The 14,358-nt window shown below is 44.6% G+C and carries 10 protein-coding genes and 1 pseudogene; 6 read left to right on the top strand and 5 right to left on the bottom strand.

The features are described 5' to 3' along the window. Positions 1-109 precede the first annotated feature (109 nt). A complete protein-coding gene (locus U4956_RS04085; RefSeq protein WP_323089220.1) occupies positions 110-1,552 on the bottom strand; it encodes an IS4 family transposase in 1,443 nt (480 codons plus the stop codon). Between the two features lie 826 nt (positions 1,553-2,378). Here U4956_RS04085 and U4956_RS04080 point away from each other — a divergent pair. Next, entirely contained in the window at positions 2,379-2,729 is a 351-nt protein-coding gene (locus U4956_RS04080) for a YxeA family protein (RefSeq protein ID WP_323089218.1), read from the top strand. A gap of 347 nt (positions 2,730-3,076) precedes the next feature. On the opposite strand, the gene U4956_RS04075 is transcribed toward U4956_RS04080, so the two are convergent. Together U4956_RS04075 and gdhA are read right to left on the bottom strand one after the other, a co-directional pair. Then, entirely contained in the window at positions 3,077-4,048 is a 972-nt protein-coding gene (locus U4956_RS04075; protein ID WP_323089217.1) for a Gfo/Idh/MocA family oxidoreductase, read from the bottom strand. Positions 4,049-4,430: 382 nt separating this feature from the next. Continuing rightward, positions 4,431-5,762: an NADP-specific glutamate dehydrogenase gene (gene gdhA / locus U4956_RS04070; protein WP_323089216.1), complete on the bottom strand. Its 1,332-nt coding sequence runs from the start codon at positions 5,760-5,762 to the stop codon at positions 4,431-4,433. Between the two features lie 295 nt (positions 5,763-6,057). Between gdhA and rpiB the strand changes: the two genes are divergently transcribed. The 3 genes and pseudogenes from rpiB (at position 6,058) to U4956_RS04055 (ending at position 9,616) form a co-directional block, all read left to right on the top strand. Beyond that, positions 6,058-6,510 carry a ribose 5-phosphate isomerase B gene (rpiB, locus tag U4956_RS04065; RefSeq protein WP_323089214.1) on the top strand — a complete coding sequence of 151 codons (453 nt, stop codon included), beginning with the start codon at positions 6,058-6,060 and terminating at the stop codon, positions 6,508-6,510. 564 nt (positions 6,511-7,074) lie between these two features. Then, positions 7,075-7,630, top strand: a pseudogene (locus U4956_RS04060) (IS607 family transposase). Positions 7,631-7,879: 249 nt separating this feature from the next. Then, on the top strand, positions 7,880-9,616 hold the full coding sequence (locus U4956_RS04055; protein ID WP_323089212.1) for a zinc ribbon domain-containing protein: 1,737 nt from the start codon (positions 7,880-7,882) through the stop codon (positions 9,614-9,616). Between the two features lie 500 nt (positions 9,617-10,116). Here U4956_RS04055 and U4956_RS04050 read toward each other — a convergent pair whose 3' ends face one another. Beyond that, entirely contained in the window at positions 10,117-10,497 is a 381-nt protein-coding gene (locus tag U4956_RS04050) for a hypothetical protein (protein WP_323089210.1), read from the bottom strand. A gap of 269 nt (positions 10,498-10,766) precedes the next feature. Next, positions 10,767-11,909 carry a lactaldehyde reductase gene (gene fucO, locus U4956_RS04045; protein WP_323089208.1) on the bottom strand — a complete coding sequence of 381 codons (1,143 nt, stop codon included), beginning with the start codon at positions 11,907-11,909 and terminating at the stop codon, positions 10,767-10,769. Between the two features lie 569 nt (positions 11,910-12,478). On the opposite strand from fucO, the gene U4956_RS04040 reads away from it, so the two are divergent. Both U4956_RS04040 and U4956_RS04035 read left to right on the top strand, forming a co-directional pair. Beyond that, complete coding sequence (locus U4956_RS04040; RefSeq protein ID WP_323089207.1) at positions 12,479-13,321, top strand: threonine/serine exporter family protein; 843 nt, start codon at positions 12,479-12,481, stop codon at positions 13,319-13,321. 11 nt (positions 13,322-13,332) lie between these two features. Next, positions 13,333-14,028, top strand: coding sequence for a threonine/serine exporter family protein (locus U4956_RS04035; protein ID WP_323089206.1), 696 nt, complete (start codon positions 13,333-13,335; stop codon positions 14,026-14,028). The last annotated feature ends 330 nt before the right edge of the window (positions 14,029-14,358 follow it).

Genomic DNA, 14,358 nt, shown 5'->3' with positions numbered 1-14,358 from the left:
AATGTCTTATACCGTCTGTTTTTGGAAAAAATGGCATACTAAAACCAGCACCCCCTCATTCGTGTTTTTTGGGATGATAATGTCATTTTGATGCGGCTATGTTGCACATCTATCGATACTGGAAGGGTATTAGCCTGTTTGGATGCATATTTCTGGGAAACGACCTACCGGGACGAATTGGAAGTTTCTCTCTGCTAATCTCTTCCACAAGGTCTTGTATTCGTCTGATAGATATCTGCTTTCTGGTCCCATTGGAATGCCATTGTCCCACAAGGAATTTACGAATGGAACGAATGGCCTTAGTGAAGTTGGGCTGATACTCGTAGCGGGTGCCTTTTTCTTTGTTTTCACAGGCACTTTTTAATTCAACGGTATCGGTATTCTTCGTATCTTCTATACAGGTACCCTTTGCCTCACTATCCTCAATCATCAGGTCGATTTCTGAACAGAGGTTGTAGAAAACCATTGAAAATAAGATTTCCTGCTTGATATATTCTGCTTTTCTGGACAGAATCCGTTTGGCTCCGACACCGTACTTAAGCCAAGAAAACGAGCTTTCGATTTTCCATCTCCCGTGGTAAAGGAGCTTAAGCGCCGCCGCTGAAAATTCATCCGAACTTAGGTTCGTAATCAGGCCTTCATAGGAAGCAGGTCCAATCTTGAAACTGACGAGACGGGCTGAAAAGCCAACCCATTCTGCAGAAGATTCAATCTCCTGCAGTGACCGTTTGGCCAGATACTTCATCTGAGGATCTTCACGCTCCTCTTTCCTGAGATGCCAGGTAAGTATTCTGTCTACCTGCTGGTCAGCCGGGACATCGATAGACTGTAATGCCAGCGCTTCGTAGTCCCGATCTTTCATACGGATAACATACTTATACCCATAAGTGTTGCACAGTGCGGATAACGAATAGGAGAAGTATCCACGGTCCATTATGAAAATGAACTTCTCATCTGGATAAGTTTTCTTGAACCATTCGATGATTTCTTTTGCGGCTTCGCGCTCATCCTTGTTCTTTTGATCCTGAAAAACTATCCTCAGATATTTCCTGTTCAGCGCATCATAGGCAGCGTTAATGTGAATACCCGCGCGAATAATGATGGCTGTGTTCTTTTTCAAAATCAGATACTCCGGCTCACTGATATCGGGCGGGATAGGCTCATTTGATCCATCAATGAGAATAGGTATGTATCCCTTAAGAATGGGGTTATCTCTTTTATGGTCAGTATATTGCTTTATATAAAGCGAATTTGTTTTTCTAAATACATTTTCGGCAATATAGAGCGGTGTCTTGCGTTTCGCCTGTGACAAAGCAGAGGCGGAAGGACGAATGGAACCCTGGCCAAAGTAATTGGCAGCTACATCAGACAGAGTACCGCCGGCGTGGAGAACGCCCATCTTTATGTAGCTTTCCAGATCGACCTTCTGAGATCCCGGTCTTGAGTAGGCTCCAGAATTTGAGGATAAATTCCGGCTCTCTTCCTGTGCAACCGAACGTATGGCCTGGTTGACTGCCTTATACAGATTCTTTATACGATGAACAACATTCATAAGCAAAACCTCGAAAGGACTATATTCAATCCTTTATTCATCGTTAATAATGGATTGAGATTACTATAGGTCGTCAATCGAGATGCCCAAGTTTGTTGCGAGTACTTGGTGTCTATCCTAGAAAGACATTCACAGATTTATATGGATTTAAAAGCCCTTAGCTAAATGACATTGATTCTAAAATTGTAAATGGCTTTTAAATCACCGGCTCTAAACCATTGTGTGGATTTTCGGTTCACATAATTGGTTTAGAGCTTTTTTAGATGGGTCTTCTGTATTGGTCTTTCCGCTTTGATCCTGCCTTGGCCCCAGATTGCTTTTTACACAATGATGCTCTTCGCTTTTTGCTTTTTTGCCTACCGAAACTACAGAGTAACATTCCGGCTCCTGACCATGGAAAGACTAAGAAGGATGGCTTGAAAGACCAACTTTAGAAGAAAGTGCGTTTCGTGTTGCTGTTCATCGAGAGTTCCGTTAGTTAAAACTAAATCATTTTGAGATTATTGTTGCGTTTTATTGACTTTTATAATTCCTTATCTTTGAAACCTGTCCCGGATCAATCAGGCAGATTCTCATTTCCAGACGATTGGAAATCAGGATCTGTCTTTTTGCCTGACTGAAAAGCATCCTGCATTGAACGCGGCTTAGAAAGATCAGAGCCGCCTTGAATAAAGAAGAATTTTTTCCTTGGCTTTCTGTCTCTTTGTCCAGCCGCCAGTTGACGTTTCTCTTACATCCTGCCCACAGAATGGTAGAGCAGGTGTTTTCTAACTCGATTTTGATTTTGCAGCCGCTCTTTTATACTGACGGGGGATGGAGGATCGTCATGAAAACAAAAATCATCGCAGTCACTCTTGGAATTGCCGCTCTGATTACAGCCGTTGCAGCTTATCTGATCCATATGGAAAATTATGACCAGTTTTTTTATTGCAAGGTGACAGAAACAGATTCGTACAAGGAAACAGGAGCTGGCAGCGATCTGCCTTATGAGTATACGCTGACGGGATACAGCGAGAAAGGCGAAGCAAAGAAACTGACCTTTAAAACTGCACAGAAACTTGAACCTGGTGAATGCCTGAAACTTGAAGTCAGAAGTGCCGGTGTTTACCACTATGATCAGATTTCTTCGGATCAGCTCCCGCCGATTGTTTTGCAGAAGTATGAAAACGAAAAGTGAACAGTCTGCCCAAACGGATAAAGAATCAGAATTTGCGCAAAACAAGTTCTGGAATGTCTCCGTGTGGATGAGGCTTCAAAGCTGAAAAAAAAAACAGGCCCGTATGGAATTGAATCCGTACGGGCATTTTCGGTTAAAACCAGTCAATTTCAACAGGCAGATCGTAAAGCTGTCCAAAAGTAAAAGCAAATCAATGACCTGAATGAGCTGCCAATGCCCCAAAAAAGGAAGCTTTGGCTAAGAACTCCCTGATTGGATCGGTTGGCTGACACAAAAGAGCAGCCGATGGTTCAAAGAAAAGGCAGATTTTCTTGGCCGGGCCGATTGAAGAACAGAAGAACAGTTGTTTACTTTTCAAAGGGATAAACCAGATTCCATTGTTTACGCACATCGGTCATCACTTTCATGACGGAACGGATTTTATCCAGATTCGGTTTCCAGTCAGCCTGATGGCTGGCATAGGCTTCCATGGCTTCGAGTTCATAGAGAAGGGCATCTTCACTCTTTCCATCCTGAATCGTTGTCTGATGGCCTTCTGGATCCGTCAGGATGGCTTCATTGCCGCGTGGGAAGTTATAGATTTCGAAATAGCCGTTTTCGCCGGCAACCATGCCGCGTTTTGGCTGTTTGGCTCTGAAGGTCAGGGAAATGGTCGCAATTTCGCCAGAGGGGTTTTTGAGCAAGATCCCGCTGGATTCATCAACACCTGTTTCAAAGCGTTCCATGGTTGTCAAAACGACTTCTGGATTCTTGCTCATGAAATAGCGCGCAAAGCTGATCGCATAGACACCAATATCCAGCAAGGCACCGCCGGCCAGATCCATGCTGTAGAAACGATTGGCTGGATCTGGATCCTTTAAAGATCCAAAATTAACCTGGATCATCTTGATCTTACCGAGTCTGGGCAGAATTTCATTTTTGAGTTTGGCATAGATGGGCATGTGGAATAAGGTCACGCCATCCATAATGGCCAGATCTTTTTCATTGGCGATTGCGACACATTCTTCCAGCTGGTCTGAATTAACCGTGATGGCTTTTTCACAGAAGACATTTTTGCCGGCGATAAGCGCTTCTTTCATCACTTCATAATGGTTGGAATGGGGAGTGGCAATGTAGACGATATTGATTTCTGGATCGGCAAGCAGATCGTGATAGTCCGTGTAGGCTTTGGCGATTCCATACTTGTCACAGAAAGTTTGTGTTTTTTGAAGGTTTCGCGAGCAGGCTGCATGAATGGTTTTGTCGGCTTTCTGTAAGGCTTGTGCCATTTCAGAGCCGATCCAGCCGATTCCAATAATGCCCCAGACAGGTTTAAACATGAAAATTCCTCCATCCTGCTGCTGGTGAAGTTTGTGGCCTCTTTTGCCGTTTTATGGCTTTTTTTCGTTTTACGACTTTTTCGTTTTACGGCCTTTTTATTGATCAAGAAGGATCAGGCCAGATTCAAGATTTCAATCCGCGTTTTTTGTTTGATTGCCCCGAATTCATCGATCTGGTCAATCCCCGTTCTTTCCATTCTTATCTTCAGATCAGCAGACAGTTCTTTGATCAGTTTCAGTGTAGCAGAAAGAGAATTTTCCATGCTTGAAAGCAAGAGAACAAAGTCAAACGTTTTTTGATAACTTTTGAACAAAACAAAAAGCGGCCGGAGCCGCTTTTGTTTTAAAAATTTGATTGTTTCCTTTATGGACTGGCCAATTCTTAGCAGCAGCCCTGTGCTTTCATGGCTTGTGCAACTTTCAGGAATCCGGCAATGTTGGCACCGATGACATATTCATCAGGATGACCGAATTCAGCTGCCGTGTTCTTGCAGTTGTTGAAGATGCCTACCATGATGCCTTTTAACATTTCATCGACTTTATCGAAAGTCCAGCTTAAATGTTCAGCGTTCTGGCTCATTTCCAGACCGGAGCAGGCAACACCACCAGCATTGGATGCTTTACCTGGAGCATAGTAAACACCATGGCTCATCAGATAGTGAATGGCATCTGGAGTCGTTGGCATGTTTGCCCCTTCGCACACGCAGAAGACTTTGTGTTCAACAAGTTCTTTTGCATCTTCGAGGTCGAGTTCGTTCTGGGTAGCGCATGGAAGTGCGATATCGCAAGGAACAGACCATGGACGTTTGCCTTCCATATAGACAGCATCAGGATGCGTTTCGACATATTCTTTGATGCGTCCACGGCGAACTTCCTTGATTTCTTTGACAGCGGCCAGATCAATTCCGTTTGGATCATAGATCGAACCATTGGAGTCAGACATCGTAACAACCAGGGCGCCTAACTGCTGCGCTTTCTGGCAGGCATAGATCGCAACGTTTCCGGAACCGGAAAGAGCGACTGTTTTACCCTCGAAACTTGTGCCTTTATCGTTAAGCAGAGCTTCTGTGAAGTAGCATAAGCCATAGCCGGTCGCTTCAGTTCGAACAAGGGATCCCCCGTAGGAAAGACCTTTACCGGTTAGAACACCAGACCATTCGTTGGTAATTTTCTTGTACTGGCCAAACATGTAGCCGATCTCGCGGCCGCCCACGCCGATGTCGCCAGCCGGAACGTCTGTGTTTGGACCAATGTATTTGTAGAGTTCTGTCATGAATGACTGACAGAAACGCATAACTTCTGCATCGGATTTTCCTTTTGGATCAAAGTCAGATCCGCCTTTGCCGCCGCCCATGGGCAGGGTAGTCAGGGAGTTTTTGAATACCTGTTCAAAACCAAGGAACTTAATGATGGAGATGTTTACACTTGGGTGGAAACGTAATCCGCCTTTATAAGGGCCGATTGCGTTGTTAAACTGAACGCGGTAACCACGGTTGACCTGCGTTTTGCCCTGGTCATCCACCCATGGAACACGGAACATGATCTGACGATCTGGTTCAACCAGTCTTTCAAGAACGCCCTCGTCGAGCAGTTCTGGTTTTTTATCCTGAATGACTTTCAGAGATTCAAAGACTTCTTCTACAGCCTGTAAGAATTCTGGATCATTGGGATTTCTTTTTTTGACAGTTTCGTACAATGCGTTAAGGTCTGCCATAAGTCCTCCTTATTTGTAATTTCGTGACTTCACTAGTATAGGCACCGAGATAAGGGATGGAAAGAAATGTTGTAAACGATTTTCATAATTTTTTGAAAAAGCGTGAAAAAACCGACAGTTTCACACTGAAACCCCCTTGTTTTTGTCCATGAATGATCAACTTGAAGCTATTGAGAATAGACAAAAAGACTAGAAATCTAAAAAAGGCGGCTGGAACGAAGAGAAATACCACCCAGGCTGAACAGTTGTGCGAAAATAGGGAAGACACAGTAACGATAAAAGGAGACCGAAAGTTATGAAAAAAGTTGCAATCGCCAACGACCATGCGGCGACCGATATGAAAAAAGAAATCGTCAAGATGCTAGAGAATGAAGGCTATGAAGTTCTCAACTTTGGAACCGACACCAACGACAGCGTCGACTATCCTGACTATGCGAAAAAAGCAGCTGATGCCGTCATCAATGGCGATGCAGATTGTGGAATCGTCATCTGCGGAACCGGCATTGGCATCAGCATTGCCGCAAACAAAGTTCCTGGAATTCGCTGCGGCTTATGCAAGGACGTGACGGATGCCCGCCTGACGCGTGAACACAACGACGCCAACATGTTAGCCATGGGAGCTCGCACCACTGGACTTGAAACGGCTAAGGATATCGTTCACACTTACCTGACTACACCATTTTCCCAGGGAGCCAACCACATCCGCCGCATTGAAAAACTCGGCAAACTCGATGGTTCTATCCAATAGGCATAAATAGGCATACGAGGCAATCCCGCTTAATCCTCTGAAATCCCACCAGAAAGATCCCGCCCCTCTATCTGAAATGAAGTCCTTTCTGATAGAGAGACGGGATTTAACAGTTGGATAAATAAGGCAATTTTAAAATAATAAGGGCTAAATGATTGAAATTCCGTTATCGGCTCATCTTCCATTTTTCACCTGTCCACTATTCTTTGCATGTCCATCGTCACCAACATGTCCTTTGTTATCAAGCTAGGCGAATACGCCATGGCTTGCCATGGGGATGAAAGCCCTCTGAAAGATGCTTTTGAGATTCAATAATGGATAAGATGCGACCGACAAAAGCGTTAAAAGAAATTTTTGTCTGTTATATATGAACGTTTACGCCTGAAATCAACATTTTAGAGTTTGTTACGATCATTAATTGCGAACGTTTTTAGTCAACTTGACCATGAAAGGGACATTTGTCAGGCCTATCTGGATAAATAAAATAAATGCGTTTTCGGTCTTTTTATTGCGCATTTTTTGCGTCTGATGTACAATAAATTTTGCGTCTGATGTACAATAAATATAGAAATAGAAAGCGCGCAGGTCTGCCAGTATTTTGGAGTTACCAGACATACTTTGTACAGAATGATCAAAACTGATAACCTGCCTTATCATCTTTCTATTGGCGGCCATTATATGTTTGATTCTGAAGAGCTGGATGTCTATCTTGGGAAGACTCCAGAAAAGTCGCAAAGAACCGCCATTGGTTATTGCCGTGTTTCTACAAAGAAAAGAATGGCGGACCTGGAAAGGCAGGCAGATGTTGTTGAGATCTATATGCAGAAGCAGGGCTGGCAATACCAGATTATTGAGGATATTGGATCTGGAATGAATTACAAAAAGCCAGGTCTGTTTAAACTGATAGATCTGCTTATAAACAGAAAAGTCAGCCACATTGTCATTACCCACAAAGACCGCCTGCTGCGTTTCGGCTTTGAACTGGTTGAATATCTTGCCAAAAAGATGGAGACAGAAATTGTGATCATCAACGGAACTCACAGACGACCTGATTGCCATCATTACTGTTTTTTCTGGCCGCTTATATGGTTCATGCAGCAACAAGAATAAGAGATCTTGAGCAATGTTTGTTCCGAATAGTTTGTTTCACAATTTTGAAAAAATTTCATAAGTAATCTGCCCAATAGACATAGGAGTGATTTCTATACCAACGAGTCATTAATGGAAGATTGAAAATTTTCATAATCACTTGAAAGCAAAGTCTTAGAACAAACATCGCACAAGATCCGAATAAGAAAATAATTGAAGAAACCAGGAAACTGCTCAAGGAGGACAAGGAAGATGAGTCGATCGAAAAAAAACAATTCAGATGGTGTCCGTCAGACTGGACAAAAACCAGAGCAGACAGGCAGATAACTTATTTCTCGCCTGGAGAGAAACCTATAACCTTCTTGCTCCTTTTGGCTGTTCCATTGAGTTGATGGGAAAGTCCTGGAAAAAGTGCCGGGACCAAATCCGCGCTGAAAAACGACAGCTTCTTAAAGATACGACCAATCACGTAGCTAAATTGACGGGTATTTCTTTTCCAAAGGGAATGCTTCCTTCATGGCTCTGGACATGTGCTATGCAGTCTATCATCACAAACCGTAAATCCATGGAGGAAGAGATCATCCGCCGTATCAAGGATGAACTCTATACGAAGTACAAGATGAATGCCCAAGAAGCCTCAGTTGTATTTTATGTGGTCAAGACGCCTTCGCTGTTTAAACCAATCATTCGAAATCATCGGTTTGAGCCTCTGGAGATTTCCAATAAAGATATCGCTGGCCGCCTGAAAAAATGCGATTCTGTCAGAATCCACCGGCTTCTCACTCATGCGGCAAGAAGGTATCGACAGTACCATAAACCAGTTCATACCAACAAAGGCAGCTGGATGAAAATTGACAAAAACGGTTATACAATCCGTCATGAAGAGAATACAACAATCATTCAGCTGATGGGGTTAGGAAACCAGGAGCCATTTGAAGTCAAACTCCGGGGGATTTTCTATACATCCAAAAAAGAAAAGACCAGAGGCAACCTTACTGTGCTCTATGACCGTGAAAAAAACCGTCTGGTCTTCCAGAGACTTGTCGAAGTAAGAAACCATCCTTCCAAGTCAGAGAAGAACGTTGGCGTAGATGCTGGAATTACTTCTTTGCTCAGCACTTCCAATGATATTTTATCTGCTGAACTTAAAAAGAAGAAAACTGAAGATAAAAAGCAGGCGTTGTTCAAAAACAAGAGCAAGGCGGCTGAAACCTTAGACCAAAGAACTTACAAAGAATGCTTTTATCCTGCTTCTGATTTTCTGAGTGCCCGAGGAGTTCAGAGAAACCGAATGCGGGATCGAAGAAAAAATCTTTTAAAGCAGGCTGACCAGGAGAAGTTTGCCTCTAAAAAGCCAGATCTTTCCCCTCAGGAAAAGAAAGCCTGCGAAGAACGAACATACTCGCTTTTGCGCAAGGCAGAAAGGATCAGAAAGAACAATACCCGTGGTAGAAAGTCCTTTGCCCGCCAGTCCAGAAAGATCCAGGCCCATCTGGAATGCCTGATCAACGAAGAAATCGCTTTGGTCCTGAAGACAGACCAGAGTATCGGTCATATTGTAATGGAAGATCTGGATATCCGAGGGGCGGCCAGCAAGTATAAGCGAATGAACCGCCTGCTTTCGGAGTGGATGTATGGCGTCCTGCAGGAGAGAATCGAATACAAAGCCGGCCTGAAGGAGATCGGAGTCTCGTATGTCAACCAGGCCTACAGTTCCCAGTACTGCCACATCTGTGGAGCAAAAGTTACCCGCGACAAATCAGCTCATGAAAAGGCGTTTTGTCCTGTGCACAAAGAAATGAACGCCGATATCAATGCGGCGTCCAATCTTGTATGGATTTATGAGAATCATCCGGAAATCACCAAATGGACTCCCCGAGAGAGCATTAAGAAGCTTTATGAAGAGAGAATCGAGCAGTTAAAGAATCAGCAGGCAACAAAACAAGAAACAAAACAAGAAACAAAACAAGAAGTAAAACAAGAAACAAAACAAGTAACCAGTCAAGTAACACCATAACTCCCTAACTAACTAACTAACCAAGTAAACAAATGAATAGACAGCCATAATGACTGTCCGAGCTTTCATCAAGCCCGGCCGGAGCTGTTTTGTGAAATCTTCGGGTTTCTTAAAACTCAGGCCTGTACCGCGCCGGACGGGCTTTGAGGGGGACCAATTCTGCGAGATTGGGGTATGCCCCTTAAAATTACAAGCTGTACTTTCCCCGGAAAGTGCGGTGCGTAAAGCGGGACTTAGATAAGATTGAAGATTCAGAGTGGAGTCCAAAAGACAAAGCTTTGGGTCACCATTCAATTTAACCCTTCGACCGCCGGCTAATGCCGAACACTGTTCGCAGACAGGGATGAGTACATTTTATCCTTCCGAGGACAAATTCTACTCATTTATTGAAGGGGATTTTTATCGGTTCTGAGTTCGAGGCTTTGTTTCCGGCTGCCAGCCAGATGAGACCAGTTCGACCAGAGCAGTCAGACCAGTCGATCAGGCCGAAAAGCACAGAGTCACCGATTTACGACCACTTTGTCTTCGTTCGTTTTTGAGTCAGCTTTTTTGCGGTTTCGGCGGGTTTCAACACGCGAAAGCAGAACCATATAAAGGATTCCGATCCACACCATCACCACGCCGCACCAGTCAGCCATTGATGCCGGATGATCCTGGGCAAAAATCAAGTACGTCAGTCCGCATCCAGTCACCGCCATCAAAACCTGAAGACAGATTCGAGTGTGTCGATACGTTTGAGGAATATAAACAGTTAAAATGCAGCACCAGGCATATCCAATACAGAATGCGATCAGATATTGCTGCTGGCGCCACTGCATAAGAATCAACACCATCTGAATCAATAACACAGGGATTAAACCGAGCGGAGATGTTTTTTTCATCATGTGCCTCCTTGTATCGGTATGCTGCCGATACTGGTCAATGAAAATCACTTTCTAAAAACCACTTCTTATCACTTCTTATCAGGAAAAGAATAAAGCGCCTGTATTTCAAATTCAATCCGGTTTAAAGACTAAAGCTGAATTGTTCACTGACAAGAAAAGAGCAACAGGAACGACAGGAACAAACAACAAAAACAGGAGAAGGGAAGTCCTTCTCCTGCGCTGCATCTGAAATACGCGAACAAAGAAAGCAGAATGATCGATCGAAATTACATCAGTTTGCGGAAGAGTTCCTTCATATCCGCTTCGCTGGTTTCTTTCGGGTTTCCTGGACGGCATGCATCCGCATAAGCAGAAGCGGCAAGAAAGTCGAGATCTTCTTCTTTTAAGGCGGGCAGTTTTTCTGGAATGCCAACGTCTTTGGACAGGGCTTTCACCGCATCGATGGCCGCTTTGCGATATTCATCAACGGACATGCCTGTTGTATCGACGCCCATTGCCTCAGCGATATGTTTGAATTTATCGCCAGTGGCTTCCTGATTGTATTCCATTACGATTGGCAGCATCATTGCGCAGGCAACACCATGCGGCGTGTCATAAACAGCGCCCAGCGTATGGGCCATGGAGTGGGCAATTCCCAGACCAACATTGGAGAAGGCCATGCCGGTAACGAACTGACCTAAAGCCATGCCTTCGCGCCCTTCTGGATCATTTTCAACCGCTTTGCGCAGGTTAGCGGAAATCAGTTTGATGGCTTCCAGGTTCAGGCAGTCAGCCAGCTCCCAGGCAGCAGCCGTGGTATAGCCTTCAATGGCATGAGTCAGGGCATCCATACCCGTAGCAGCACTCAGGCCTTTCGGCATGGTGGACATCATGTCAGGGTCAACAATGGCTACGTTTGGAATGTCATTGACATCAACGCAAACGAATTTACGTTTCTTTTCGGTATCCGTGATGACGTAGTTGATGGTTGCTTCGGCAGCTGTTCCGGCTGTCGTTGGAACAGCGATGGTGAAGACTGTTGGGTTTTTGGTTGGAGCAACACCTTCGAGGGAGCGAACATCTTCGAATTCCGGGTTGTTGATGATAATCCCGATGGCTTTTCCTGTATCCATAGACGAGCCGCCGCCAATGGTGATCATGTAATCCGCACCGGATTCTTTATAGGCAGCCACACCATCTTTTACGTTTTCGATGGTTGGGTTTGGCTTGATTTCAGAGTAGATCACATAGTCCATGCTGTTGGCATCGAGCAGGTCGGTGACTTTCTTAGTCACGCCAAATTTAACCAGATCCGGATCGGAAGCGATGAATGCTTTTTTGAAGCCTTTGGCTTTGATGATGCCGGGAATTTCCTCGATGGCACCTTTTCCGTGATACGAAATGCCATTCAGGACAAAACGATTAACCATAAAATATTACCTCTTTCTCTTATCGGTCTGTTCTTTTTTAAACAGCAGGCAAACGGGATAGCAGATAAAACTGCAACCGCTTTCTTGATTTATAGTATCGCAGATTTGAATGTTCGAAAATGTCTTTTTCTAAGGATTTGACTGTCAATTTTTGCAGGAAGGGCTGGAAACCATCAAATTTAGATTGGGTAGAAAAACTGCACCAGAAAAGAGAAGGCAGTCCCTGTCCTAAGAAAACAGGAAACAAAACGGCATCCTTGACCGCATGATCTCGCCCTCCATCCAATGAATTCTGGATGGTTAAAGGCAATCGAAATCGGGAGGTATGATTTGTTGAAGCTTCGTTGCAAAGACTTTGAAAAGCAAAAATTGGAATCTCTGCCTGGGTCCTGGATGGAGGATCCAAGCAGAAAATTCATGCTCTGATTGATATTTGATTCGAATCGAGACTCGTCTTTTCATTCAAAAACCGTTCATTTATGCGGTCAGGGAATTTCAAACCTTTATGTTAAGATACAGGTAATTGAAGATAAAAAATAAACAGAAATGGATACGAGTGAGGTTGTTTTATGGAAGAATCAACACTTCAGTCCAAAGCCATTCACCCTTCTGCACCCAATTACTCTGCAAAGAGCACAGTCAAGCAGGAAGATGCGGCTTTGCGACTGTATCTGGATGAATGCTGCGGTGTCATTGCCTACACAGGAAAGCTGCTGCTCGAGTGCGGAGGTGAAGTCGAGCGCGTTGAATACCTGATGCAGAAAATCGGAAAGTCTTTTGACAAAATCGATCAGGTAACACCATTTGCCATTCTGACTGGCATCATGGTGACCGTTTCAAGCGGCAGTCAGTTTGCCACAAAAATCGTCCGGATTTATGGAATTTCAAATAATCTGTCAAGACTTCGTCAGATCAATGCCCTGGCTCACGATCTTTCCAGGCATCCGCAGACTCCCCTGACAGTTGCCAAAAGACTGGAAAAGATTGTCGAAGCCCCAAAATTTAAACCCTGGCAGACCGTTTTATTTGCGTCCATTGGAGCAGGAGGCTTTGGGTTTTTCTTTTATGAAACACTGCCAGGTATTGCCTGCGTCTTTTTAATTGGGGCGCTGGTGCAGCTGGTCGGCAACTGGTTTGACCGCTATCAGATCAACCGATTCTTAAAGATTTTATGTGAAGCCTTTATTGCGACGATTGCCTGCAAGCTGGCGGCGCTTGGCCTGGCGGGAACACATTTTGATAAGATGCTGCTTTCCGTTTTGATGCTGCTGGTTCCGGGAATGACGCTGACAAACTCATTGCGGGATACTGTCTCGGGCAACTATGTTTCCGGCATCAGCCGTCTGACCGAAGCTCTGCTTGTCGGCGTCAGCATTGCGATGGGTTCAGCGATCGCCCTGACCCTGCTGTAGAGGTAACGAGTATGACGATGATCTTATTACAGGCTTTTTTTGGCGGCACATTAGCGGCCATCGGCTTTGGTGTTCTCTATAACATCACATCGAAAACGACGCTGCTTTTAGCTGGCGTAACCGGCGGGATTGGCTCGTTTGTCTATCAGCTTTGCGTGGAGCTGGGGATGACAGTACTGTCCGCCAGTTTCTATGGCGCAGCTGGCTTTACGCTGGCCGCCAGTCTGTTTTCCAAACTGCGTCATGAACCGGATACCATGTTCCTGGTTCCGGCTTTGATTCCATTGGTTCCTGGAGGAACTGTTTTCCAGATGATGACTGCTTTTCTGGAAGGACGGTTATATGTCGGTCTGGGACGGTTTCTGGACGCCATGGCCATTGCCGGTATGCTTGTCTTTGGGATGATGGTGGTCAGTGCAGTTTTGAAACTGGTTCTCTTTCTCCAGCATGGAGCCACCAGAACCACAAAGAAGATTACCCGCGGGGCTGCCAATATCTGGCAGGGCGTTTCTGAGGGAGATGGCGGCATGATTTCCATCATGGGCAATTTGCCTTCTTCCCATACCACAGGCCGCCGACTCAGACGCAAAAAATGGAACAATGCCGCCAAGACAAACGCATCCAGTTCCACCACTGCCCACAGCAGTGTTTCTGCCAGGACGGATGAGCATCAGGCGCCGGATTCAAATGCCGAAATCCAGAAATGAAAATCCAACCACCAAAGTTCAGAAAGGGACGTCAATGACCCCACCCAAACTGCTTCTCAATTTGGATGGGGTATCCTTGCCTAACATATGAAATCCATCCCAAAAGAAATGAATCCTGAAATCTGAAATTACGCTGGTCTCTTTAACGGGGATCAGCTTTTTTTGTGCAATGAAAAACAGCCGGGCTGGACTGCCTTGGTTCTTTTTCCATCACTTTCCGACAAAAAACACACTGATCGCATAAATTGATGAAAAATATTTCATCGGAAGGTCAAAATTTTGTAAAATTTTTCAAATTTGATAGACTTGGAACAATTCTCTTTGAAGAGA

The organism is Allobaculum sp. JKK-2023 (genome assembly GCF_034745455.1).
Classification (GTDB): Bacteria; Bacillota_I; Bacilli_A; order Erysipelotrichales; family Erysipelotrichaceae; genus Allobaculum.
This window is presented reverse-complemented; position numbering and strand designations above follow the sequence as displayed.

Excerpts from the sequence above, each read along its gene's own strand:
- U4956_RS04085 (WP_323089220.1), bottom strand. The coding sequence starts at position 1,552 with ATGAATGTTGTTCATCGTATAAAGAATCTGTATAAGGCAGTCAACCAG.
- U4956_RS04080 (WP_323089218.1), top strand. The coding sequence starts at position 2,379 with ATGAAAACAAAAATCATCGCAGTCACTCTTGGAATTGCCGCTCTGATT.
- U4956_RS04075 (WP_323089217.1), bottom strand. The coding sequence starts at position 4,048 with ATGTTTAAACCTGTCTGGGGCATTATTGGAATCGGCTGGATCGGCTCT.
- gdhA (WP_323089216.1), bottom strand. The coding sequence starts at position 5,762 with ATGGCAGACCTTAACGCATTGTACGAAACTGTCAAAAAAAGAAATCCC.
- rpiB (WP_323089214.1), top strand. The coding sequence starts at position 6,058 with ATGAAAAAAGTTGCAATCGCCAACGACCATGCGGCGACCGATATGAAA.
- U4956_RS04055 (WP_323089212.1), top strand. The coding sequence starts at position 7,880 with ATGGTGTCCGTCAGACTGGACAAAAACCAGAGCAGACAGGCAGATAAC.
- U4956_RS04050 (WP_323089210.1), bottom strand. The coding sequence starts at position 10,497 with ATGAAAAAAACATCTCCGCTCGGTTTAATCCCTGTGTTATTGATTCAG.
- fucO (WP_323089208.1), bottom strand. The coding sequence starts at position 11,909 with ATGGTTAATCGTTTTGTCCTGAATGGCATTTCGTATCACGGAAAAGGT.
- U4956_RS04040 (WP_323089207.1), top strand. The coding sequence starts at position 12,479 with ATGGAAGAATCAACACTTCAGTCCAAAGCCATTCACCCTTCTGCACCC.
- U4956_RS04035 (WP_323089206.1), top strand. The coding sequence starts at position 13,333 with ATGACGATGATCTTATTACAGGCTTTTTTTGGCGGCACATTAGCGGCC.